A 21,948-nucleotide genomic window follows, 5' to 3' on the forward strand; every position below is an offset into this window, starting at 1 on the left:
TTAGTCTTCTTCCGCCATCTTCTTGGCCTTTTCGACCGCCTGGTCGATGCCGCCAACCATGTAGAAAGCGCTTTCCGGCAGGTGGTCGTATTCGCCGTCGACGACAGCCTTGAACGACTTCACCGTGTCTTCCAGCTGGACGAACACGCCCGGGATGTTGGTGAAGACTTCGGCGACGTGGAACGGCTGCGAGAGGAAGCGCTGGATCTTGCGGGCGCGGGCCACGGTCAGCTTATCTTCTTCCGACAGTTCGTCCATGCCGAGAATGGCGATGATGTCCTGCAGGCTCTTGTACTTCTGCAGCGTTTCCTGGACGCGGCGAGCCGTTTCGTAGTGCTCCTGGCCGACAACGCGCGGCTCGAGAACGCGGCTGGTCGAGTCCAGCGGGTCGACGGCCGGGTAGATGCCCAGTTCCGAGATGGCGCGCGACAGCGTGGTCGTTGCGTCCAAGTGGGCGAACGAGGTTGCCGGTGCCGGGTCGGTAAGGTCGTCGGCGGGAACGTAGATGGCCTGGACCGAGGTGATCGAACCCTTGGTGGTCGAGGTAATGCGTTCCTGCAGGTTACCCATGTCGGTGGCGAGCGTCGGCTGGTAGCCCACGGCCGAAGGAATACGGCCGAGCAGTGCCGACACTTCCGAACCCGCCTGCGTGAAGCGGAAGATGTTGTCGACGAAGAACAGAACGTCCTGGCCTTCGACGTCGCGGAAGTATTCCGCCATGGTCAGGCCCGAGAGAGCGACGCGGGCACGTGCGCCCGGAGGTTCGTTCATCTGGCCGAAGACGAGGGCAACCTTCGAGCCTTCCGAAGTGGCGTTGCCGTCTTCGTCCTTGGCGATAACGCCGGCGTCGAGGAATTCGTGGTAGAGGTCGTTACCTTCGCGGGTACGCTCACCCACACCGGCGAAGACGGACACACCACCGTGGCCCTTCGCGATGTTGTTGATGAGTTCCTGGATCAGAACGGTCTTGCCGACGCCTGCGCCGCCGAACAGGCCGATCTTACCGCCCTTTGCGTAAGGTGCGAGAAGGTCGATGACCTTGATGCCGGTGACGAGGATGGCCGCTTCGGTCGACTGGTCGACGAAGAGCGGGGCTTCCGCGTGGATCGGGCTGCTGGTTTCAGCACCGATCGGACCGCGCTCGTCGATCGGCGCGCCGACCACGTTCATGATGCGGCCGAGCGTCTTCGGACCGACCGGGACCGAGATCTGCGAGCCGGTGTTCACGACTTCCTGTCCGCGGACGAGACCGTCGGTGCCGTCCATTGCGATGGTACGCACGGTATTTTCACCGAGGTGCTGTGCAACTTCGAGAACCAGCGTGTTGTCGCCGTTCTTCGTTTCAAGCGCGGTCAGGATCGGCGGCAGTTCACCTTCGAAGGCAACGTCGACGACAGCGCCGATGACCTGCGAGATAACGCCGTTGGGGCTCTGGTTAAGCTTGGGGGCAGTGGCCATGATAAGGTTTCCTACTGGCTCAAGAGGCTTTGTGGTGGGCGCCGTGTTCGGCACAAAGGGCGTCGGCGTCGCTCAGCATCCAGTCCGAACCGTCTTCGTTCGCAACCAGCGTGGCTTCGTGACGCATGTATTCGTCTTCGCCGAGACCATATTCGCACAGCGCCTGGTCGGCACCCATTGCGCGGCGGCAAACGGCGTTGTTGACCGGTTCTGCACCTTCGCAGGTTTCTGCGAACTTGGCGCGGAAATAGTCCTGGTCCGTGGCAGGCAGGCTCGCAACCGGTTCCGGTGCTGCGGTCTCGGTCGGGGTCGGCTCGGGCGCGGGCTCTTCACCGCAAGCGGCGAGGAGTGCGACGGGCAGGATGAGGGCGAGTTTCTTCACGTATCCGGTCCTTGTCAGAGCGCTTCCGCGCCTGCGATGATTTCGACGAGTTCGGTAGTAATCGCGGCCTGGCGGCTGCGGTTGTACTGGATCGTCAGCTTGTTGATGAGATCGCCTGCATTGCGCGTCGCGTTGTCCATGGCGGTCATCGACGCGCCCTGTTCCGATGCTTCGCGTTCGAGCAGGGCGCCGAACAGCTGCGTCTTCACGTAGCGCGGGAGCAGGTCTTCGAGGATTTCCTCTTCGCCCGGCTCGTATTCCACGACTGCATCGCCGCCAGTGCCTTCGCCTTCGGGCGAGGGGACGGGGATCAGCTGGTCGACGGTCGGATCCTGCGCCAGTGCCGACTGGAAGATCGGGTAGACGAGGTGCGCCACATCGAATTCGCCCTTTTCGAAGCGTTCGAGCAAATCTTCGGCGATGGCATCGGCCTCTTCGAAGCCCGGTTGGCGGACGTCGGAAGTGTCGAAGTGCTTTTCGATCTTGTCGGCAAAGTCACGCTTGATCGGCGCGCGGCCTTTCTTGCCGACGAGATAGAAGGTCACGTCCTTACCTTCGGCGATCAGCGCACGCGCCTTGGCCTTGGCGGCCTTGACGATGTTGGCGTTGAGACCACCGCACAGGCCCTTGTCGGTGTTCACGACCACCAGCAGGTGGCGCTTGTCCGATCCGGTTCCGCGCAGCAGCAGGGGCGCGCTGTCGCCGCTTACCTTGCTGGCAAGCGATGCCATGACGCCCGACAGCCGTTCGGCGTAGGGACGTGCGGCTTCGGCAGCGGCCTGCGCACGGCGCAATTTTGCCGCGGCGACCATCTGCTTGGCCTTGGTGATCTTCTGGGTCGATTTGACCGACCCGATCCGATCCTTGAGTTCCTTGAGGCTAGCCATTTCGGCTCCCTATCTCGTGTGCTCTCGGTTGGCTCAGGCGAACTGCTTGGCGAAGGTCTTCAGTGCGTCGACGACCTTGTCCTTGGTGCTGTCCTCGAACTTGCCGGTGGTGCGGATTTCCGCGAGCACATCGGCGTGTTCGGAGCGCATGTAGCTCAGCATCTGGGCTTCGTAGTCGGTGACGCGATCGACCGCGACATCGTCGAGGTAGCCGTTGGTGCCGGCAAAGATCGACACGGTCTGCTCTTCGAACGGCATCGGCGAGAACTGCGGCTGCTTGAGCAGCTCGGTCAGGCGCGCACCGCGGTTCAGCAGCTTCTGCGTAGCGGCGTCGAGGTCCGAGCCGAACTGCGCGAAGGCAGCCATTTCGCGATACTGTGCGAGGTCGAGCTTCATCGAGCCCGAAACCTTCTTCATCGCTTTGGTCTGCGCGGCACCGCCGACGCGGCTGACCGACAGGCCGACGTTAATTGCCGGACGGATGCCCTGGTAGAACAGGTCGGTCTCGAGGAATATCTGGCCGTCGGTGATCGAGATCACGTTGGTCGGAATGTAGGCCGACACGTCGCCAGCCTGCGTTTCGATGATCGGCAGCGCGGTCAGCGAGCCGCCGCCATTGGCGCCGTTCATCTTTGCAGCGCGCTCGAGGAGACGGCTGTGAAGATAGAAAACGTCGCCCGGGTAAGCTTCGCGGCCCGGAGGACGACGCAGGAGGAGCGACATCTGGCGGTAAGCCACTGCCTGCTTGGAAAGGTCGTCGTAAACGATGACGGCGTGCATGCCGTTGTCGCGGAAGAATTCGCCCATCGCACAGCCGGTATAGGGTGCGAGGTACTGCAGCGGAGCGGGCTCCGATGCGGTTGCAGCGACGACGATCGAGTATTCCATCGCGCCGTTTTCTTCGAGGCTCTTGACGATCTGTGCGACGGTCGAGCGCTTCTGGCCGACGGCGACGTATATGCAGTAAAGCTTCTTCTTCTCGTCGTCGCCCTGGTGCGCGTCCTTCTGGTTGATGAAGGTGTCGATCGCGACGGCGGACTTGCCGGTCTGGCGGTCGCCGATGATCAGTTCGCGCTGGCCACGGCCAACCGGGACGAGGGCGTCGATGGCCTTGAGTCCCGACTGCACGGGTTCGGAAACCGATTCACGCGGGATGATGCCCGGCGCCTTGACTTCGACGCGGCGACGTTCGGTCGATTCGATCGGACCCTTGCCGTCGATCGGGTTGCCCAGAGCGTCGACGACGCGGCCCAACAGGCCCTTGCCGACCGGAACGTCCACGATGGTGCCGGTGCGCTTGACGGTATCGCCTTCGCCGATGTCGGTGTCGGCACCGAAGATAACGGCACCGACGTTGTCGGCTTCGAGGTTCAGCGCCATGCCCTGAACGCCGTTGGAGAATTCGATCATCTCGCCGGCCTGGACATTGTCGAGGCCGTGGATGCGGGCGATGCCGTCACCCACCGACAGCACGGAGCCAACTTCGCTGACTTCGGCTTCGGTGCCGAAATTGGCGATCTGGTCCTTGATGACCTTGGAGATTTCTGCGGCGCGGATATCCATGATTATCGTCCTTTGATCAGGCTTTCATCGCCTGGGCGAGGGAATTGAGGCGGGTGCGGATCGAACCGTCAATGCGCTTCGAACCGATGGTAACGACAAGGCCGCCCAGAAGATCGGGATCAACCTTGGAATTAATCTTTACAGTGCGACCTTCGCGCGCGGTCAGCTTCGTCTTGAGCTGGTCCAGCTGCGTGTCGGTCAGCGCGTGGGCGCTGGTGACTTCGGCAGTCACTTCGCCGCGCTGCGCGGCAGCGATGGCGCGAAATGCGCGAATGATGCCGGGAAGCTGGCCAAGACGACGGTTCGCGGCAAGCGTGCCGAGGAACTTCTGCGTCAGGTCGGAAAGGCCCATGATGGCGGAAACGCCCCACAGTGCCTTTTCTGCTTCGCCGCGGCTCACGCGCGGGTTGGTGGTCAGCGTCTTGAGCTCTGCCGATTCGGCGAGCCCCGCTTCCAGCTTGTCGAGGTCCGATTCGACCGCAGTTACGGTCCCGGCCTCGCTGGCCAGATCGAAAAGGGCCGAGGCATAACGCCCTGCCAGGCTAGCCTGAATACCGGCGGAAATATCCACGCGTCTCTCGTCCTCTAAGGGTCGGAAAAAAAGTCTGTCGTTCCAAGCCGGGGGTGAGCGAAAATGAGTCGCTCCGGCAAGGTTGGCGCGCGCCTAGCAAAGGGTCCCCACGAAGGCAACCCGACTCCGCCTGTGAAAGATTCGACTTTTGGACAGTGAGGCGTAAATTCGTCCTCTATCGAAACCGATCGAGCGGGAGAGACGGGATGGAGACTGAGGCACTGTCGCCGCATTGCGGCATCGAAGTGAAAGGCGTTTCGCTCTCCAAGGCCGAGGGCGATGTGCTCGATACCATTCGCGACCTTATATATAGGCACGGCGTGGCCGTGTTCCGCGACCAGGAATTCAGTCCCGAAGACCATATCGCCTTTGCCAGGCGCTGGGGCGGGATCGACATCAACAATTATTTCCCGCTGACCGACGAGCATCCCGAGATCGCCGTCGTTCGCAAGCGCAAGGACCAGACCACCAATATCGGCGGTGGCTGGCATACTGATCATTCCTACGACCAGGTCCCGGCCATGGGTTCGATTCTCGTCGCGCGCGAATTACCGCCTTCGGGTGGCGACACGCTGTGGGCACACATGGGCGCTGCCTATGACACGCTGCCAGAGGACACCAAGAAAAAGATCGACGGGCTGAGCGCGTTTCATACCGCGGACCATATCTATTCGCCCGAAGGCGCCTATGCCCAGACCGACCAGGGCGGCGATTTGCGCGGTCAGGACCTGAAGACCGGTGCGACCCACCCGGTTGTCATCCGCCATCCGCAAAGCGGGCAGAAGCTGCTTTATGTAAATCCGGGTTTCACGATCAATTTCGTCGGCCAGACCCGTGAGGAAAGCCTGCCGCTGCTTAAGGAGCTGTTCGCACACGCAATGTCGCCCGATCTCCAGTGCCGCGTGCAATGGGAGCCGGGCACGGTGGCGATCTGGGACAATCGCACGACCTGGCATTACGCGAAGAACGATTATCAGGGCTATGCACGCGAGATGCATCGCATCACCTTGTCGGGTGAAGCTCTCGCCGCCTGACTTAGTCCCGCATCTCACACTGGTAGACGAGCCGCTCGTTCGGCTGCTGGGGTAGCTGGCTCAGCACTTCGCCCTGCAGATCGCCGAGAGACGTGGCCGCCCCGTCCACGCCGCACTTGGGCGCGGTATATTTCGCCCGCGCGCTTCGTGCCTCGCGCATGGCGCCGCGCTGCAGAAGGTAGCGTTCGGACCGGAATATCCGGCGATCAGGATCGAAACTGTTCACCGACACCGCGTCTTCTTCATTGGGCACGAAGACCCGCGACCAGTTGCCGGAGGCATAGCCATATTGGGTGCGCTCGTTGACGCATCCGTCTGCGGTCCATTCGAATTCGATTTCGGGCGCTTCGGACGTGGTGATGCGGCTGCGTTCCGGAACCACATTGCAAACGAGCGAGAGGTCTGAGCCGTCCTGCCCTGCCTGCGGCGCGCCATTATCGGTGTCCTCGCCTTCGGCCATCATGGCAGCGACCCGGCGATCGACCTCGTCAAGACCGGGGCGGGTCACGAAGGCGATAAAGGCCACCACGACAAGGAAGCCTGCCATCGCGAAGGCGATATTGGTCTTTTTGATGCGGAGCGCTGCATCCTCGTCATCAGCGCCGATCCGTTCGCGCTGGCTCCATGCCCACAGGCCGAGGCCGAAGGCGACCAGCATGAGGACGAAAGCGAGTGCCATGCGGTCTTCGCGATCTTCGGCCACCGAGAGCTGTGCGCGAAGCAGGGCACGTTCGCGCTTGGCGCGGGTTTCTTCCGCGCGCTGGGCAAGGCTTTGCCGCGCTTCGGCCTGTTCGCGTTCGATACGTTCGCGCTCGGCCTCGTCGAGATCGGCGAGGCTGCGGCAAGGCTGGTCGGCCAGGCGCGGCGTAATGTCGTTAGCCTTGAGAAACGGGATAAGTTCGCGGTTGGACACGGCGAAGAAGAATTCTGCGTCTCCCCCTTCATTGTCTGCCCCGAAGCTGTTGACGCCGACGACACGCCCGCAGGGATCGAGCAGGGGACCGCCCGAATTGCCGCGAGCAATGGGTGCGGTGTGCAGGATCGTGTCGAACTGGCGGCTCGGCCTCTCGCCGGAGATAAAGCCGCGGCTCTTTACCGGGGGCTGGCTGCGGAAGAGATCTGTGAGGTCCAGCCCCTGTGCGCGGTCGACATTCATCGGATAGCCGACGCTGGTCACCTCTCCGGCCCCGGAAACCGGCTGGCCCGCGATGGCGAGCGGGGGAAGGCGAAGGTTTCCGGTCAGGCGAACCAGCGCCAGATCGTTGCGCGAACTGGCGGTGACCAACTGTCCGTAAACCGCTTCGCCGCCGCCATTGGGCACGATGCCGATACGCAAATCCTCGTCACGCATCGCGTCGCGCACGACATGGGCGTTGGTGACGATGGCATTCTGCGTGACGGCGAAGCCGGTGCCGTGGCTGACGGGATAAAGCTCGTCGCCGTCATTGCCGATGATGACCACGCGCACGACCCCGCGCGAGGCTGCGTCGATATCGGCCGGCTCGGCATGGACCAGTTGCGGCAGCAAGAGCGCGCACATGGCGGCAAAGATTGCGAGAATGCGTCCCATCGTCCCGCCGCTTGTGCCGCCCAATCGCTTTGACCGCAAGCTACAGGATGCGCGTTGTGCAAATCCTCCGCAAAGACGGCCGAGATGCGCTATGGAGCAGGACGATGATCGACCAGGGACAGGCATGGCAAGCGGTTAAGCGACGTGATCGCGCGTTCGACGGTCGCTTCGTCACCGGAGTGATGAGTACCGGCATTTACTGCCGACCGTCCTGCGCTGCGCGGCACCCTTTGCGCGAGAATGTGCGATTCTTCGCCGATGGCGAAAGCGCACGGGCGGCGGGTCTGCGGCCCTGCAAGCGATGCCTGCCCGATGAAGTCGGGCGAGACGAGGCTGCCGTCATGGCGGCAATCGACGAAATCCGCCGGGCCGAGGATGCGCCGACCTTGGCCGTGTTGGCGCAGATAACCGGCTACTCGCCGACGCATTTCCAGAAGGTGTTCAAGCGCGCGACCGGCCTGTCACCTGCCGCCTATGCGAGGGCCCTGCGCGAAGATCGCGCCCGCGAGGCCCTCGGTGCTGGCGACAGCGTCACCGGCGCGATCTACGAGGCCGGGTATTCCTCTCCCTCGCGATTCTACGACGATACGAAAGGCAAGCTCGGCATGACGGCAAGCGACTGGAAAAACGGCGGCAGGGGGCGCACGGTTCACTGGAGCGTGATCGAGACCTCGCTCGGCGCGATGCTCGTCGCTGCGACGGAGCAGGGCGTGTGCTGCCTGTCGTTCAACGAAGACGAGAGTGATCTCGCGCGCCGCTTTCCCGAAGCCGAGATGGTGGCGGCGGGTGAGGAATTCCGCCAACTCTTCCGGCAGGTGACCGCTGCAGTCGAAAACCCGGCGCAGGCGACGCTCGCATCCATTCCGCTCGACGTGAAGGGCACGGCGTTCCAGCAGCGGGTCTGGCAGGCCTTGCGCGAAATTCCGGCAGGGGAAACGCGCAGCTATGGCGAACTCGCGGCCGCACTGGGCAATCCCAAGGCGTCACGCGCGGTGGGCGGGGCCAATGGCGCCAACAATATCGCCGTGCTGATCCCGTGCCACAGGGTCATTGCAGCGGACGGCTCGCTCGGCGGATATGCTTACGGAACGCAAATCAAGGAGAGGCTGCTCGAGCGGGAAAAACCCCGATAAGCTTCTGCGAACACGAGATAATTCGTGACCGCGGCAAGTTTCCTTTGACAATGCAGCCTGTAGTAGAAAGACTATACACCAACGTCGCAACCCGCCGAAGCAATCGCGTGGGCCAATAATAACCGGCTTTTGGATTAACCCCGTGCGGTCGTGTCGATCGTGCTGAGTATTAGCAGGTTTAGGCGATGGATAGCGGTCAGGAATTCGTCGATTTCTACGCCCTGTTGCAGGTCAGTCCGGCTTGCGACCGCAAGATGCTGGAAAAAGCGTATCGGCACGCGGCGCAGATGTACCATCCAGATCACACTGATACGGCGGACATTGACAAGTTCCAGGAAGTGATCGCCGCTTACCAGATATTGCGAGACCCGGAGAAGCGCGCCAAATACGACCAGCGCTACAAGGAACTGAAGAAGGACAATCTCTACCAGTTTCCGGGCGGCGAAGACCTACAGATCGACGAAAAGTCCGCACTCGACGATGCCGAGGCGCATGAAAAGGTGCTCTACCACCTCTACAAGCGCCGCCGGGAGCACGCAAAAGACCCGGGCATCATGGGCTATTACATCCAGAAAACGCTGGATTGCTCGGACGAGAATTTCGAGTTCCACACCTGGTATCTGAAGTCCAAGGGCTTCATCGAGATCACCCAGGAAGGAAAGCTGGCGATCACCATCGAGGGCGTCGACCATGTCATCTCGATGAGCCGCAAGGCGGAGGAAACCAAGCTGATCGCACAGATGGACGAACAGGCACGCGAAGCCTAATTGCGCGCCCACCCGCTGTCGGCAGGCGTCAGGCTGTCGAGAAACGCTTCTGCGCTGTCGAGATAATCCTGCCTCTTCGCCTCATCCATGCGGTCCCAGGTCGAATAGATGCGCCCGATGCGGGCGTTCTTTTCCAGCCGGTCGCGATGGCGGTCCATGAAATGCCAGTAGAGCGGATTGAAGGGACACGCACCTTCGCCCGTCTTCTTGCTCACCGAATAGCGGCAGTCTCCGCAATAATCGCTCATCTTGTTGATGTAGTTTCCGCTGGCCGCATAGGGCTTGCTCGCCAACTTTCCGCCGTCGGCGTAGAGGATCATCGCCGCCACATTGGGTAGTTCCACCCATTCGTAGGCATCGGCGTAAACCACCAGATACCAGTCCTGCACTTCGCGCGGGTTTATCCCGGCGAGCAGGGCGAAATTGCCGAGCACCATCAGCCGCTGGATGTGGTGGGCATGGGCGTTGTCGCGGGTGGAGCGGATGCTGTCGGCAAGGCACCGCATGTCGGTTTCGCCGGTCCAGTAGAATTCGGGCAGGCCGCGCTGCGCATTGAGCGCATTGGCTTTCTTCAGGTGCGGCATCTGGTGCCAGTAGAACCGCCGCACATATTCGCGCCAGCCGATGATCTGGCGAATGAACCCCTCGACCGAATTGATCGGCGCGCGACCGTCCTTGTAAGCTTTTTCAGCCCTCCGGCAGAGTTCCAGCGGGTCGAGCAGTCCGAGATTGATGCTGGTCGACAGCATCGAATGGAACAGGTCGTCCTGCCCGTGAACCATCGCGTCCTGGTACGGCCCGAAGCATTCGATCCGTTCGGCGAAGAAAGCATCCGCCGCCTCTTCCGCCTCCTCGCGCGTGACCGGCCAGCCGAAGCTATCCAGCGATCCGAAATGATCGCCGAAGCGATCCTCGACGAGCTCGATCACCTCGTGCGTGATGGCATCGGGTTCGAACAAGGGACGTTTCGGCGCATCGAGCCCCTCCTTGGGCGGCTTGCGGTTCTCGCTATCGAAATTCCATTCGCCGCCTTCCGGCTTGTCGCCATCCATCAGCAGGCCCGTCTTGCGGCGCATTTCGCGGTAGAAATACTCCATCCGCATTTCCTTGCGGTCTTCCGCCCACTCGTCGAATTCGGCCTGGGTCGAGATAAAGCGGTCGTCGGCAAGGATTTCGACTTCGCAGGGGAATTTGTCGGCCCATTGGTCGAAATCCTGCCTGAGGCGCCATTCGCCGGGCTCAACCACATGGATAGCGCGCGGGGAGTGCTCTTCGACGGCGCGGGCCACTTCGCCGGTGAAACTCCCGGCATTGTCCTTCGCGTCCAGCTTTACGTAATCGACGATCCACCCTGCATCACGCAATTCTTCGGCAAAATGGCGCATGGCGGAGAAAATCAGGACGATCTTCTGCTTGTGATGCATGACGTAAGTCGCCTCGTCCCAGACTTCCATCATCAGGATCACAGTGTCGTCCTTGATCCGCCCGCGAAGGCTTGCGAGGTCGCGGGTGAGCTGGTCGCCAAGGATCGGGACGAGGATCGGGCCGTCGGTATTGTCTGCCATGCGCCTTCAATGCGCGAGCGCACGACAGGTGCCTAAAGCATGGAGGACTGCGCCGGGCGACCCGCCCACGGTACGTCGGTCCGGTCGATCGCGAGCAAGCCTTCGAACGGGCGACACAGCTCAAAAGCATCGTCGGGCGATCCGTCCAGCCAGGTTTCGCGCTGATCCGCCGTCAGGATGACAGGCATCCGGTTGTGGATCTCGCTCATCTGTGGGGAAGCGTCGGTCATCACCATCGAATAACAATCGCCCCATTCCGCGCTGCCGCGCCAGATGCCCGCCACGGTAAAGACCTCGACATCGGGTATGGTCATCCAGGTGCGGGTCATGGCGCCTTTCTTGCCCTGCGCTTCGGCAAAGCTTTCCAGCGGGATCAGGCAACGCCGCTCTGTAAAGCTCCTCTTCCAGAAGGGGCCGGAGAGCTTGTCGGTCCGCGCATTGTTAACCGGCTTGGGCTTGAGCGGCTGGCCCTTTGCGCCCTTGCGCTGGAGGGGGAAGCCCCAGGTCATGGTTTCGACCTTGCCACCTGCGATCACGATGCCGGAATAGCCGGGATAGATCTCGCCGCCCGCATTGCTGCCGATTTCCGCCGCCACGTCGAACAATTGCGCGACTTCGGTGGCGTTCTTGGTCATGCGATAGAGATTGCACATGGCAGCGCTACTTACACGAAACTGTAGGGATCGACATCCACCCCGACACGGACGCCCGGAGGATGGTCGAGGCTGGAAAGCCAGCGACGGATCACATCCTGCAATTGCACGCTGCGGCGTGCGTTCATGAGCATGCGATAGCGATACCGCCCCCGCAGCAGCGCCATGGGAGCAGGTGCGGGGCCAAGGATCATGAGGTCAGGCACGTCGGGGCGCACATCGCCGATCCGCCTGGCCGCCTCGCGCGCCTCCGCCTCGTCTTCGGAGGAAATGATGATCGACGCCCAGCGACCGAAGGGCGGGGCGCCAGCCTCGCGCCGCATTTCGGTCTCGGCCTCGTAGAAGGCGTCGCGGTCTCCCGCTGCAAGGGCGGCGATCACGCTGGCTTCGGGATGGCGGGTCTGGATCAGCACTTCGCCCGGCTTGGAGCCGCGCCCGGCCCGTCCGGCAACCTGTGCAACCTGCTGATAGGTCCGCTCGCCTGCGCGCAAGTCGCCTCCCTCGAGGCCGAGGTCGGCATCGACCACGCCGACCAGCGTAAGCTCCGGAAAGTGAAAGCCCTTGGTGACGAGCTGGGTGCCGACGATCACGTCGATCGCTCCTGTTTCGACCTGCGCGATGAATTCCGCGGCGCGACCCGGCGAATTGAGCGTGTCCGACGTGGCGACGAAGACGCGCGCATCGGGCAGGCGCTCCGCGACCTCGTCGGCGATGCGCTCGACACCCGGGCCGCAGGCGACGAGGCAATCGGGCTCGCCGCATTCGGGGCAGGCGGCGGGGCTTGGCGTCTCGTGCCCACAATGGTGGCAGGCCAGGCGGCGTGTGAAGCGGTGTTCGACCAGCCAGGCGCTGCAATTGGGGCATTGGAAGCGGAAACCGCAGTTGCGGCACAGGGTCAGCGGCGCATAGCCGCGGCGGTTGAGGAAGAGAAGCGACTGTTCCTTGCGCTCCAGCCGCTCGGCGATGCCGTCGATCAGCCGCTGGGCCAGCCACATTCCTTGCGGCGGCTTTTCCTCGGTCAAATCGATCGTGTCGATGTCGGGCAGTTCCGCCCCGCCGAACCGGCTTGGCAAATCGAGCTTCGCATAAACGCCGCTTTCCGCCATCTGGAGGCTTTCCAAGGCCGGGGTCGCGCTGGCGAGGACAACCGGAATGCTTTCGAAATGTGCTCGCATGACGGCGACGTCGCGGGCATTGTAGCGCACGCCGTCTTCCTGCTTGAAGCTGGTTTCGTGCGCTTCGTCGACGACGATGAAGCCGAGGTTGCGAAACGGCAGGAACAGGGCCGAACGCGCGCCCACCACGACCTGCGCATCGCCGCTCGCCACATTGCGCCATGCACGGCGGCGCTGGGTCGACTTTAGCGAGGAGTGCCACAGCACGGGCGTGACCCCGAACCGCTCTTCGAAGCGGTGCAGAAAGTTTTCGGTCAGCGCGATTTCGGGCAGCAGGACCAGTACCTGCCGGCCCATCCGCAGCGCTTCGGCGACAGGTTCGAAATAGGTTTCGGTCTTGCCCGATCCGGTCACGCCGTCGAGCAGGTAAGGCGCAAATTTCTGCTGGCGCACGGCTTCGCTCAGCGTGTCTGCCGCGATCTTCTGGCTTTCGCTCAGGTCGACCTGCGTGAAATCGGGACGCGCTTGGTCGAAAGGACGGTCGCAGTCGACCTCCACCGGCTCCAGCACGCCCTGGTTTACCAGGCCGCGAAGTACGCCATCCGATACGCCGGCGATCCCGGCCAGCTCGCGGATAGTGGCCTGTTCGCCCTCAAGAGCCTCCATCGCCGCATGGCGCTGCGGGGTCATGCGTTCGGGCATACCACCAGAGAGGCGGTATTCGGTGATCGTGGCCGGTCCCTTGAGCGCGCCGCCTGAAGACAACGCCATGCGCGCGACGCTGGAAAGGGAGGCGACGTAGTAATCAGCCGTCCACTCGATCAAGCGCCTGAGCGGCGCAGACAAGGGAGGTACCGGCAGGATCGATCGCAAAGGGCGCAGCTTTTCCGCCGGAACCTCGGTGCCGGGAAGCCGTTCGCTCTCCCAGACGATTCCGATGATCGTGCGCGGACCAAGCGGACACTCGACCACATGGCCCGGACCGACTGACATGCCTTCGGGCACCTTGTAGTCGAGCGGGCCGAGGGCGGCATTGAGGACGAGGCAGCGCACGCGGTTCATCGGAGGGCTCATATGGACGGCCTATGTCGCACACGACAAGGGTGGGACCTTCGAGGAGTAGAAATAATGAACGATATTCTCACGGCCACCACTCACAGGCGCAAGTTCCTGGGCGGATTGACGCTCGGCGGGGCGGCCCTGGCGCTGCCGTCCTGCACATCGCTTGGCGGCTTCGGTTTCGTCGACGCCATCCAGCGCCTCCTGTTCCTGTCGAGCGAGCGGGCCTTTGCCCGGATGCTCGACGATGGCGGTTTCTGGGACGAACAGGTTGCGCAGGTCGGGCTGGAAAACCTGCTCGGTGCTCGTGGCGGTGTCCTCGGCAGCATCCTGACGTCCAACCTCTTCAAGGATCGCCTGTTCGATGCGTTTGGCGACATTGCCTATGAAGGCGCGGAGCGTGCCGCGCCGATCGTGGCGGATACCGTGCGCGTGATCGGCATTTCGAACGCCGTAGCACTTGTGAACGGCGGGCCGACCGCGGCGACCAGCTTCCTGCGCGGAGAGATGGGCATGCGCCTGGTCGATGCGATGATTCCCGAACTGGGCGATGCGATGCGCCTTGCCGAAGATCCGCTCGTCGGACAGGCGCTCGGCGCGCTGACCGGCGTGAACGTGTCGCAAGTCGCCAGCAGGGTCGCGAACAGCATCGATGACACGATCTGGCGCGAGATGGGGTTCGAGGAAGCGGAGATTCGCCGCAATCCCCGTGCGACCAACGACCCCCTTATCATCGGCGTATTTGGCGGAGCGAGCGCCCTCTGAGAAATTCCCATTGGGGAAAACAGGCTCCTGCGTGCGTGCTCGAACTTGAGCGACTCGCGTGCAGGAGCCTAGCCTTTACCGCATGACGGATACCTTCGTCGCCTTGTCGGATCCCACACGCCGCCTCCTGCTCGACAGGTTGAGCGAGCAGGGCGGACTGACTCTATCGGAATTGAGCGAAGACCTGCCGATGACCCGGCAGGCGGTGGCCAAGCACCTTGCCGTGCTGGAAAGCGCCGAGCTGGTCGCGAGCGAGCGGGACGGGCGGTGCAAGCGGCACTACCTGAACCCGATGCCGCTGGCGAAGATGGCGAAGCGCTGGCTCGTCCGGTTCGAAGACGTGCCGCTAGGCTCGTTATCCGGCTTCCATGCGGCGCCCGCTATTCGACCAGCACACCACCCTTGATGACGGCATCGACGTCGGCGAGTTCGCCGACATCGGCCAGCGGATCTCCGCTGACGGCAATCATGTCGCCCCAGGCGCCGGGCTTGATCACGCCGACTTCGCCTTCCTGACCCAGCGCCTCTGCAGCCGTAACCGTGGCGGCCCGGATAGCTTCGAGCGGGGTCATGCCGTATTCGACCATGACGCGGAACTGACCGCCGACCAGCTCGTGCGGCATGACGGCGGCATCGCTGGCGAACACCATCTTCACGCCTGCTTCGTGCGCGCGGCGGAAATTGTCGCGCTGCGCCTGGCTTAGTGCGCGTTCCTTGGCGATGTTCTCTTCCAGCACACCGTTCGCGGCGCCCTGAGAGAGGGTGTATTCGGTGTTGAAGATATCCATCGAGAAGAAGGTGCCGCGTTCCTTGGCCAGACGGATGGCTTCATCATCGGCATAGCTGGCGTGTTCGATGGTATCGAAGCCGGCCCGGATCGCAGCCTTGATCCCGGGTGCACCGTGGGCATGGGCGGCGGCCTTCAAGCCCCAGAAATGCGCTTCGTCGGCAATTGCGGTCAGCTCTTCCAAGGTCAGTTGCTGGATACCGGGCGCGGTGTTGCGGCTGAAGACGCCGCCCGTGGCGCAGGCCTTGATGACTTCGGCGCCGTATTTGCGCTGCTCCCGCACGCGCTTGCGCAATTCGTCGGGGCTGTCGCCCACGGCGGGACTTTTTGCATCGAAGCTGGGGGGCAGGAACGTCTCGTCGCAATGTCCGCCGGTCGCGCCGAGCGAATGATTGGCGACGACGATGCGCGGACCGATGATCCAGCCTTCCTCGATCGCCTGGTCGATACCGATCACGTTGTAGTCGTCATCGCCGACATTGCGCACGGTGGTGAAGCCAATTTCCAGCATGGTGCGGGCATTGGCGACGCCGACTGCGGTCCAGAACCGGTCGGTGAACTGCAGTCCCGAATAGCCGCCGTATTCCGGGCGACCGTCGAGGTGGACGTGCATGTCGATGAGGCCGGGCAGCAGCGTGTGACCGGCCAGATCGATATGCTTCGCACCGTCGGGAAGCGTGACGCCGGATTGCACGCTCGCCACCTTGCCATCGACCACGGTCACGACCGGATCGGCCAGATAACGCCCGGTCTCCACATCAAGCATCCGGTCTGCCGTCACCACTACCGTTTCCGCAAGTGCGGGCGAGGCTGTGAGAGACACGATGGCGGCGGCGGCCAGCAGGACAGGCTTCATTGTCAAATTCCCCTTGTTGCGGCGCTCCCCGGCCGCCCGCTTTTCATACAGGATGCGGGCGGGGAGGGAAGTGCGGCTTTTCGACCGGTTTCCCGGTGGCTTGCTGGCGTTTTTTCGGCCGGAATTGGAAGAGCGGACGGCGCGGGACGATCTCATTCATAGCTGACCACCTCGAACTCGATCCCGTCCCAGTCGAAGAAGTAGAAGGTACGCGGGCCGGGCTCGTATTTTCCGTGGCTGAAAGGTTCGAGACCGTGCTTCACCACGATGACCTCCGCCGCATCGAGATCGTCGACCATGAAGGCGATGTGGTTGAGCGGCTGGCCCTTGCGATAATCGCCGACGACAGCCTCGCTGGTATAGAGCGAGACGTAATTGTCCTCGCCGCCAACATGGATCGTCCGGCCGTTCCCCATGGAAGGTCCGCTCCAGCGTTCGTGCCAGCCGAGCAGGTCCTTGAGCAGGGCGGCACTGCGATCCGGATCGGTGACGGAAATATTGGCGTGTTCGAGACGTCCTTTTGGCATCGCTAAACTCCTTGTGTTCGATGCGGCACCGGGATGGTCCGCAAATGCGATGCACACTCAATGCAACCTCAAGCTTAGTTGAGGTCAAGCTTCGTTTTCGCTATCGCTGTGATCGATGAAATCGAACGACCTCCTTCCCATCGGTGAACTGGCCCGCCGGACCGGCCTCAGCGTGTCGGCAATTCGGTTCTACGAAGAGCGTGGGCTGGTCGAAGCGCTGCGCACAAGCGGAAACCAGCGCCGCTTCCTGCGCGGCGATATCCGGCGGTTGAGCTTCATTCTGATTGCGCAGCGATTGGGGCTGTCACTGGCGGAAATCGAGGAGGCGCTCGTCGGCCTGCCACAAGGACGCACGCCCAACGCCGCCGACTGGAAACGCATCAGCGGCTCGATCCGCAAACGCATCGAAGACCAGATCGCCTCGCTCGAAAAGATGCGCGATAGCCTGGATGGGTGCATCGGCTGCGGTTGCCTTAGCCTGAAAAAATGTGCGCTTTACAATGCCGATGACAAATGGGGCGAAAGCGGCGCGGGGCCGCGCGTGCTGCGGTGAAAAGCGGATTGTCGCTTAGATGGCGACAGTGCGAGGCGAGGCAGTTTTGAAGGTTACGCACTGTGTGATATTGATCGAGATGGGTCGTGTTGGGGGAGGTTTCGATGCCTTACAAGCACGCTCACTATTTCGTTGGTTTCGTTCTGCTAGTGACACTCGCAGGTTTTTGGGCGAGCTATTTCACGCAAATCAATGGCGTTCCGCTCGCGTTTCACGTTCACGCGTTTACCGCGACGAGTTGGCTCCTGCTCGTCATCCTGCAAAGCATGTCGATACATAAGGGGCATGCTGCGCTTCATAAGCTGACCGGCAAGGCGAGCTTCGCGCTTTTTCCTCTCCTGATTCTCGGTTTCGTGATGATCATCAACGTAACGGCGGAGCGCTTCGCATCGCAGGAGAGTCCGTTTATCGCTCTGTTGGGACCGGCTTTTGGAACTGGCATGGCCATCGCCATTGCCGCATATCTAACGCTATTTTATCTCGCGCTTCGGCATCGCCGGAATATCAAGCTGCATGCGGGATACATGCTTGCAACGCCTCTGATTTTGTTTGAGTCGCCCTTTAGTCGAATTATCGACCAGTTCCTTCCGTGGATGAACTTTATTGGTAGCGAGGGGCCGCGCCAAGTCCTCGATGCGATCGCCATCAGCGACATGCTCGTAGCTGCGTTCGCGATTACCATTTACCTCCGAGATCGGAAAAATGGTGCGCCTTGGCTAGTCGCAACGTTTTTTGTCCTCATGCAAGCTGCGGTCATGTGGCTGGCGCCAGACATCCAATTCCTGCGAGCATTTTTCGAAGCCTACGCCCGGCTCCCGCAGGAGCTGACGATGGCGTTCGGTCTCCTTGCTGGCGCGATTGTTGGTTACCTTGGTTGGACGAGAGGAGTGAGCCGAGGAGGGAAAACGGCAAAAGGCACTGGGATCAGCGCGTCCAAAGCTCTTCCCTGACCTCAAGATCTAGGCGCTTGGTCACAGATCGGGGTATACCGCGCAAAGCTCGTCGAAACCTTCCGACTGCAGGTTGGCCCGCATGGTCCCGCTCGGCTCTTCCCACACGGTATCCGGGGCATTGCGCGCTGCGCAGAGGGCGTAGCGCACTTCCGGGTAATCGCTGAAGGCTTCAGGCTTCGGAAGGCCCCTAACTTCCAGGCTTCGATTGCTGGAATCGGAACGCATCACGCCAAGCAAATCGGCCTCCGGCCCTTCCACGATAAAGCTTCCATCGGCGGTCTCGGTGACTTCGGTTTCGACGTCGAGCTGGAAAGCGAACCAGATACTCACGATCAGAGTGAGGATGCCAAGGACCGCGATTCCCTTGATGAATCTCTCGATCCGGCGGGTTTCCTTCTGGGGGATTTCATCGTCGGTCATGTCGTCGATCCCGAATCTTCAATATTCCGGGCCCAGTTCCGCGTCGAGATCGCGGGGGCGGGCGAAGTGGACCAGCTTGCCGCAGCCTTCGGAAAGCTCCGACCAGTCGTCGATATCGAGTTCGAACACCGCGAAAGCGGCGGTGGGAAATTTGACCTTGGCTTCGTCGAAGAGGTCGTTCTCGTTCTTGGGCGCAACCAGTTCGAAAACCATGTCGCCGAAGCCCGGATTATGCCCGGCCAGCAGCAGAGTGTCGGCATCGCCGCCCATCTCGCTCGCCACTTCGCAGATCGTTTCGGTGGAGGCGAGGTAGAGGCGACGGTCCCATTCGGGTTCGGGCCCTATGGCGGCTTCTTGCAGCGTGAGCTTGACGCGTTCGGCAGGGCTGGCGACCAACCGGTCCCATTTGACCCCGTGATCGCGGATGTGTTCCCCGATCAGCCGTGCACCCTTGCGGCCGCGATCGTTCAGTCCCCGGTCGAAATCGCGCTTGTCGCTCTGCCCCCAATCGGACTTGGCGTGACGCAAAAGGCCGAGGATTTTCACGAGTCTTGTTTCTCCGCTGGGGGGTTCCCAACCTCTCCAACACCCTTCGCCACGCGCTGTAAAGCCTCGTCGAGGGTTACGCGCAGAACTGGCGTGCCGTCGGGGAAGGCGGACAGCAATCTGCTGGGGAAGGCGGAGGACAGGACGACGAAGTGTCCTGCATCGTCGCGGCTGCGGATCAGGCGACCGAATGCCTGTGCCAGCCGCGCGCGGATGATACGGTCGTCATAGCGTTTGGCACCGCCTTCCTGTTCGGACGCCGCCGCGCGGCGGGCACGATGGAGGATGGTCGGGCGGGGCCAGGGGACGGCTTCCATGACCACGCAGCGTAGCGATTCCCCAGGCACGTCGACCCCGTCGCGCAGGGCGTCGGTGCCAAGCAGGCTGGCGCGCGGATCGTCGCGGAAAATGTCGGTCAGTGTGCCGGTGTCGATCGGATCGACGTGCTGCGCGTAGAGCGGCAGGCCCGCGCGCGCCAGGCGGTCGGCAATCCGTCCGTAGACCGCGCGCATGCGCCGGATCGCGGTAAAGAGGCCGAGCACGCCGCCATCGCTCGCTTCGATCAGCCTGGCGTAGGCTCCGGCGAGGGCGGGGATATCGCCACGCTTGATGTCGGTGACGATGAGGACTTCGGCCCGCGACGCATAATCGAATGGGCTGTCCGATTGCGCGGTCTTCGGCATCAGTTCGAGATGCGGCGCGCCGCTCTTTGCGATGGCGTGTGGCCAGTCCGCGCCGCTCTCGTCACGGTCGGTCAGGGTTGCGCTGGTGAGCATGACGCCATGCGCAGGCTCCAGCACGGTATGGGCGAAGGGCTTCATCGGATCGAGCCAGTGGCGGTAGAGCCCGACATCGAATTCGCGTGCATCGTTTCGGTCGACTGCCAGCCAGTCCACGAAATCGGGATCTGCCGGACCGCCGAGGCGCGATAACAAGGCTTCCCAAGCGGCAATCAGGTCGATGCGCCATGCAAGCGAATGGCGCGCGCCCTCGATCCGCGCGCGGCCCTGGCCGTCGAGCCAGTCGGGCGCGTCCTCCAGCACGGCTTCCAGCCTTCCGGCAAGTTTCAGCAAGGGTGTGCGAATAGCGGCGAGCGCCTGCGCGGCGGTCCCCGCAGCCTCTACCAGTTCGCCGGGAAGCTGTGCAGTCTCGGTCTCGATACCGTAGCCTGCCTCCTGCCCGCTTTCGTCGCGCGCATATGTGGTAGCCCGAACCTGCGCGAGCAGGGCTTCGACCGGACCGAAGGGCGTTCCTTCCGCAAGTCGTCCCAGCCAGCCCTCGGAAGGGAGGGCCTGCGCTGCCTCTACCGCAGCTTCCACCGCTTCGCCGCCTGCATCGTCATAGCTGGCCACGTCGGCAAGGCGAGCGGCAAGACCGCGGCGCCTTCCGCGCGAATTGCGTTCGGGGCCGATGATCCAGCGCCGCAGCTCGATCGCCTCCTGCCCTGTCAATGCGGCGGAGAAGGTGGAATCGGCAGCGTCGAAAACGTGATGGCCCTCGTCGAAGACGATGCGCGTCGGGCGGCTGGCGAGATCGCGCCCCCGCGCCGCGTTCACCATGACGAGAGCGTGGTTGGCGATTACGAGATCGGCCTGCGCTGCATTCCTGGCACTCCGCTCGATGAAGCACTTCCGGTAATGGGGGCAGCCGGCATAAACGCATTCGCCGCGCTGGTCGGTCAGTGCCGCAATCCCGCGCTTCCGGAAGAGCGTGCCGAGCCAGCCGGGCAGGTCCCCGCCGATCATGTCGCCGTCCTGCGTATAGGCCGCCCAGCGCGCCACCAGCTGCGCCAGGATCGCGGGCCGTCCGGTGAAGCCGCCTTGCAGCGCGTCTTCAAGGTTGAGCAGGCAGAGGTAATTCTCGCGCCCCTTGCGCACGACCACCGGCGGCGAGCCATCGGCGCGGGTTGCCGGCCATGCGCGCGCGCTCTCGCGGCGCAGCTGGCGCTGGAGGTTCTTGGTATAGGTGCTGACCCACACCGTCCCGCCCGATCGTTCCGCCCACAGCGATGCCGGGGCGAGATAGCCCAGCGTCTTGCCGATCCCGGTGCCCGCCTGGGCCAGCAGCACATGGGGCCGTTTCTGCCTGTCGCGCGGCCCGAAGACGTGACCGGCTCCGCGCGAGAAAAGGCGCTGGCCCTCGCGCCGTTCTGCCCCCTCGCCGGTCAGGCGTTCCAGCTGTGCCTCTATCTCGGGCTCGTCGATCAGGACCTGCGCAGGTTGCGGCCGATCTGGCGTTTCCTCCCACTCCGGCAGCTTGGTAAAGAGCCACTTCTCCGCCTTTTCCGGCTTGCGCACATGGGGGGCGAGGACATTGGCCCAAGGCCAGCGCAGGCGGGCGAGCGATTGCAGCGTCGACCATGCGCCCTCGCGCTCGGCCCAGTCGTCGCTCTCGCAGGTGGCCACCAGTGCGCTAGCTGCTTTCTGCAACAGCAGCGGCACATCGGCGTCGTCTGCCGGTTCTTCGAGGCCGAGCGCGTCGGCAAGGCCCTTGGGCGTGGGAACGCAGAATTTCGCCGGGTGGATGAAGGCAAACAGTTCCAGCAGGTCGAGGCCGGAAAGGTCGGGATAGCCCAGCCTGCTGGCGACCAGCGGCGCGTTCATCATCAGGAGCGGCGTATCCGCCGCCGCCATCACCGCCTCGCCCTTGGAGCAGCCGCGGGTGGAGCCGTTGGCATCGCGCAGCCAGGTTCCGGCGTGGCTGGCGTGGAGGGCAGGGAGGGGCAGCGGCTCGCTCACTCCCTGCCGTTAGAACACAAAAGGAACGCGGGGCAAGCGCCCAGCT

Annotated in this window: 21 protein-coding genes; 7 read left to right on the plus strand and 14 right to left on the minus strand. The window is 62.9% G+C overall.

Annotated features, from left to right (window positions below; translation table 11 throughout):
- From atpD to K3179_RS09505, 5 genes are read right to left on the minus strand one after another with little or no spacing between them, the layout of a single operon-like run.
- The gene (atpD, locus tag K3179_RS09485; RefSeq protein ID WP_221564404.1) at positions 1-1,458 is read right to left on the minus strand and encodes a F0F1 ATP synthase subunit beta; all 1,458 of its coding nucleotides are present in this window, start codon (positions 1,456-1,458) and stop codon (positions 1-3) included.
- Positions 1,459-1,477: 19 nt separating this feature from the next.
- Positions 1,478-1,840 (minus strand): hypothetical protein, encoded by a 363-nt coding sequence (locus K3179_RS09490; RefSeq protein WP_224802565.1) that lies wholly within the window; start codon positions 1,838-1,840, stop codon positions 1,478-1,480.
- Positions 1,841-1,854: 14 nt separating this feature from the next.
- Entirely contained in the window at positions 1,855-2,727 is an 873-nt protein-coding gene (locus tag K3179_RS09495) for a F0F1 ATP synthase subunit gamma (RefSeq protein ID WP_221564407.1), read from the minus strand.
- A gap of 33 nt (positions 2,728-2,760) precedes the next feature.
- Positions 2,761-4,290: a F0F1 ATP synthase subunit alpha gene (gene atpA, locus K3179_RS09500; protein ID WP_221564410.1), complete on the minus strand. Its 1,530-nt coding sequence runs from the start codon at positions 4,288-4,290 to the stop codon at positions 2,761-2,763.
- A gap of 16 nt (positions 4,291-4,306) precedes the next feature.
- Positions 4,307-4,861 (minus strand): F0F1 ATP synthase subunit delta, encoded by a 555-nt coding sequence (locus K3179_RS09505; RefSeq protein ID WP_090481127.1) that lies wholly within the window; start codon positions 4,859-4,861, stop codon positions 4,307-4,309.
- Positions 4,862-5,067: 206 nt separating this feature from the next.
- On the opposite strand from K3179_RS09505, the gene K3179_RS09510 reads away from it, so the two are divergent.
- On the plus strand, positions 5,068-5,895 hold the full coding sequence (locus K3179_RS09510; RefSeq protein ID WP_221564412.1) for a TauD/TfdA dioxygenase family protein: 828 nt from the start codon (positions 5,068-5,070) through the stop codon (positions 5,893-5,895).
- Between the two features lies 1 nt (position 5,896).
- On the opposite strand, the gene K3179_RS09515 is transcribed toward K3179_RS09510, so the two are convergent.
- Entirely contained in the window at positions 5,897-7,465 is a 1,569-nt protein-coding gene (locus tag K3179_RS09515; protein WP_221564413.1) for a S1 family peptidase, read from the minus strand.
- Positions 7,466-7,569: 104 nt separating this feature from the next.
- Between K3179_RS09515 and ada the strand changes: the two genes are divergently transcribed.
- A complete protein-coding gene (gene ada, locus K3179_RS09520; protein WP_221564416.1) occupies positions 7,570-8,598 on the plus strand; it encodes a bifunctional DNA-binding transcriptional regulator/O6-methylguanine-DNA methyltransferase Ada in 1,029 nt (342 codons plus the stop codon).
- Between the two features lie 185 nt (positions 8,599-8,783).
- Complete coding sequence (locus K3179_RS09525) at positions 8,784-9,365, plus strand: J domain-containing protein (protein WP_221564417.1); 582 nt, start codon at positions 8,784-8,786, stop codon at positions 9,363-9,365.
- On the opposite strand, the gene K3179_RS09530 is transcribed toward K3179_RS09525, so the two are convergent.
- From K3179_RS09530 to K3179_RS09540, 3 genes are read right to left on the minus strand one after another with little or no spacing between them, the layout of a single operon-like run.
- Complete coding sequence (locus K3179_RS09530) at positions 9,362-10,930, minus strand: cryptochrome/photolyase family protein (protein ID WP_221564418.1); 1,569 nt, start codon at positions 10,928-10,930, stop codon at positions 9,362-9,364. The two genes, K3179_RS09525 and K3179_RS09530, sit on opposite strands and share 4 nt — an antisense overlap.
- 32 nt (positions 10,931-10,962) lie before the next feature.
- Positions 10,963-11,583, minus strand: a complete 621-nt coding sequence (locus K3179_RS09535; RefSeq protein WP_221564419.1) for an SOS response-associated peptidase — start codon at positions 11,581-11,583, stop codon at positions 10,963-10,965.
- Positions 11,584-11,594: 11 nt separating this feature from the next.
- Entirely contained in the window at positions 11,595-13,760 is a 2,166-nt protein-coding gene (locus K3179_RS09540; RefSeq protein WP_221565517.1) for a primosomal protein N', read from the minus strand.
- Positions 13,761-13,826: 66 nt separating this feature from the next.
- On the opposite strand from K3179_RS09540, the gene K3179_RS09545 reads away from it, so the two are divergent.
- Both K3179_RS09545 and K3179_RS09550 read left to right on the plus strand, forming a co-directional pair.
- Positions 13,827-14,522, plus strand: a complete 696-nt coding sequence (locus tag K3179_RS09545) for a DUF4197 domain-containing protein (protein ID WP_221564420.1) — start codon at positions 13,827-13,829, stop codon at positions 14,520-14,522.
- A gap of 82 nt (positions 14,523-14,604) precedes the next feature.
- Positions 14,605-14,928, plus strand: a complete 324-nt coding sequence (locus K3179_RS09550) for an ArsR/SmtB family transcription factor (protein ID WP_090481156.1) — start codon at positions 14,605-14,607, stop codon at positions 14,926-14,928.
- On the opposite strand, the gene K3179_RS09555 is transcribed toward K3179_RS09550, so the two are convergent.
- A complete protein-coding gene (locus K3179_RS09555; protein WP_221564421.1) occupies positions 14,903-16,165 on the minus strand; it encodes a Xaa-Pro dipeptidase in 1,263 nt (420 codons plus the stop codon). The genes K3179_RS09550 and K3179_RS09555 overlap by 26 nt on opposite strands.
- A 152-nt stretch (positions 16,166-16,317) precedes the next feature.
- Complete coding sequence (locus K3179_RS09560) at positions 16,318-16,692, minus strand: VOC family protein (protein WP_221564422.1); 375 nt, start codon at positions 16,690-16,692, stop codon at positions 16,318-16,320.
- A 115-nt stretch (positions 16,693-16,807) separates the two neighbouring features.
- Here K3179_RS09560 and soxR point away from each other — a divergent pair, with 115 nt between their 5' ends.
- Both soxR and K3179_RS09570 read left to right on the plus strand, forming a co-directional pair.
- Positions 16,808-17,245, plus strand: a complete 438-nt coding sequence (gene soxR, locus K3179_RS09565) for a redox-sensitive transcriptional activator SoxR (RefSeq protein ID WP_221564423.1) — start codon at positions 16,808-16,810, stop codon at positions 17,243-17,245.
- A gap of 104 nt (positions 17,246-17,349) precedes the next feature.
- Positions 17,350-18,195: a hypothetical protein gene (locus tag K3179_RS09570; protein ID WP_221564424.1), complete on the plus strand. Its 846-nt coding sequence runs from the start codon at positions 17,350-17,352 to the stop codon at positions 18,193-18,195.
- A 21-nt stretch (positions 18,196-18,216) separates the two neighbouring features.
- On the opposite strand, the gene K3179_RS09575 is transcribed toward K3179_RS09570, so the two are convergent.
- Genes K3179_RS09575 through K3179_RS09585 form a run of 3 tightly spaced genes read right to left on the minus strand, consistent with a single transcriptional unit; the run spans position 18,217 to position 21,902 of the window.
- Entirely contained in the window at positions 18,217-18,618 is a 402-nt protein-coding gene (locus K3179_RS09575) for a hypothetical protein (RefSeq protein WP_221564425.1), read from the minus strand.
- Between the two features lie 18 nt (positions 18,619-18,636).
- Positions 18,637-19,164, minus strand: coding sequence for a SixA phosphatase family protein (locus K3179_RS09580; RefSeq protein ID WP_221564426.1), 528 nt, complete (start codon positions 19,162-19,164; stop codon positions 18,637-18,639).
- Complete coding sequence (locus tag K3179_RS09585; RefSeq protein ID WP_221564427.1) at positions 19,161-21,902, minus strand: ATP-dependent DNA helicase; 2,742 nt, start codon at positions 21,900-21,902, stop codon at positions 19,161-19,163. The genes K3179_RS09580 and K3179_RS09585 overlap by 4 nt, the downstream gene beginning before the upstream one ends.
- Positions 21,903-21,948: the final 46 nt, after the last annotated feature.

The sequence above is a fragment of the Qipengyuania intermedia genome (assembly GCF_019711615.1).
Classification (GTDB): Bacteria; Pseudomonadota; Alphaproteobacteria; order Sphingomonadales; family Sphingomonadaceae; genus Qipengyuania; species Qipengyuania intermedia.

Coding starts and splice junctions, on each gene's coding strand:
- atpD (WP_221564404.1), bottom strand. CDS start 1,458: ATGGCCACTGCCCCCAAGCTTAACCAGAGCCCCAACGGCGTTATCTCG.
- K3179_RS09495 (WP_221564407.1), bottom strand. CDS start 2,727: ATGGCTAGCCTCAAGGAACTCAAGGATCGGATCGGGTCGGTCAAATCG.
- atpA (WP_221564410.1), bottom strand. CDS start 4,290: ATGGATATCCGCGCCGCAGAAATCTCCAAGGTCATCAAGGACCAGATC.
- K3179_RS09510 (WP_221564412.1), top strand. CDS start 5,068: ATGGAGACTGAGGCACTGTCGCCGCATTGCGGCATCGAAGTGAAAGGC.
- K3179_RS09515 (WP_221564413.1), bottom strand. CDS start 7,465: ATGGGACGCATTCTCGCAATCTTTGCCGCCATGTGCGCGCTCTTGCTG.
- ada (WP_221564416.1), top strand. CDS start 7,570: ATGATCGACCAGGGACAGGCATGGCAAGCGGTTAAGCGACGTGATCGC.
- K3179_RS09525 (WP_221564417.1), top strand. CDS start 8,784: ATGGATAGCGGTCAGGAATTCGTCGATTTCTACGCCCTGTTGCAGGTC.
- K3179_RS09530 (WP_221564418.1), bottom strand. CDS start 10,930: ATGGCAGACAATACCGACGGCCCGATCCTCGTCCCGATCCTTGGCGAC.
- K3179_RS09535 (WP_221564419.1), bottom strand. CDS start 11,583: ATGTGCAATCTCTATCGCATGACCAAGAACGCCACCGAAGTCGCGCAA.
- K3179_RS09540 (WP_221565517.1), bottom strand. CDS start 13,760: ATGAACCGCGTGCGCTGCCTCGTCCTCAATGCCGCCCTCGGCCCGCTC.
- K3179_RS09545 (WP_221564420.1), top strand. CDS start 13,827: ATGAACGATATTCTCACGGCCACCACTCACAGGCGCAAGTTCCTGGGC.
- K3179_RS09550 (WP_090481156.1), top strand. CDS start 14,605: ATGACGGATACCTTCGTCGCCTTGTCGGATCCCACACGCCGCCTCCTG.
- K3179_RS09555 (WP_221564421.1), bottom strand. CDS start 16,165: ATGAAGCCTGTCCTGCTGGCCGCCGCCGCCATCGTGTCTCTCACAGCC.
- K3179_RS09560 (WP_221564422.1), bottom strand. CDS start 16,692: ATGCCAAAAGGACGTCTCGAACACGCCAATATTTCCGTCACCGATCCG.
- soxR (WP_221564423.1), top strand. CDS start 16,808: ATGAAATCGAACGACCTCCTTCCCATCGGTGAACTGGCCCGCCGGACC.
- K3179_RS09570 (WP_221564424.1), top strand. CDS start 17,350: ATGCCTTACAAGCACGCTCACTATTTCGTTGGTTTCGTTCTGCTAGTG.
- K3179_RS09575 (WP_221564425.1), bottom strand. CDS start 18,618: ATGACCGACGATGAAATCCCCCAGAAGGAAACCCGCCGGATCGAGAGA.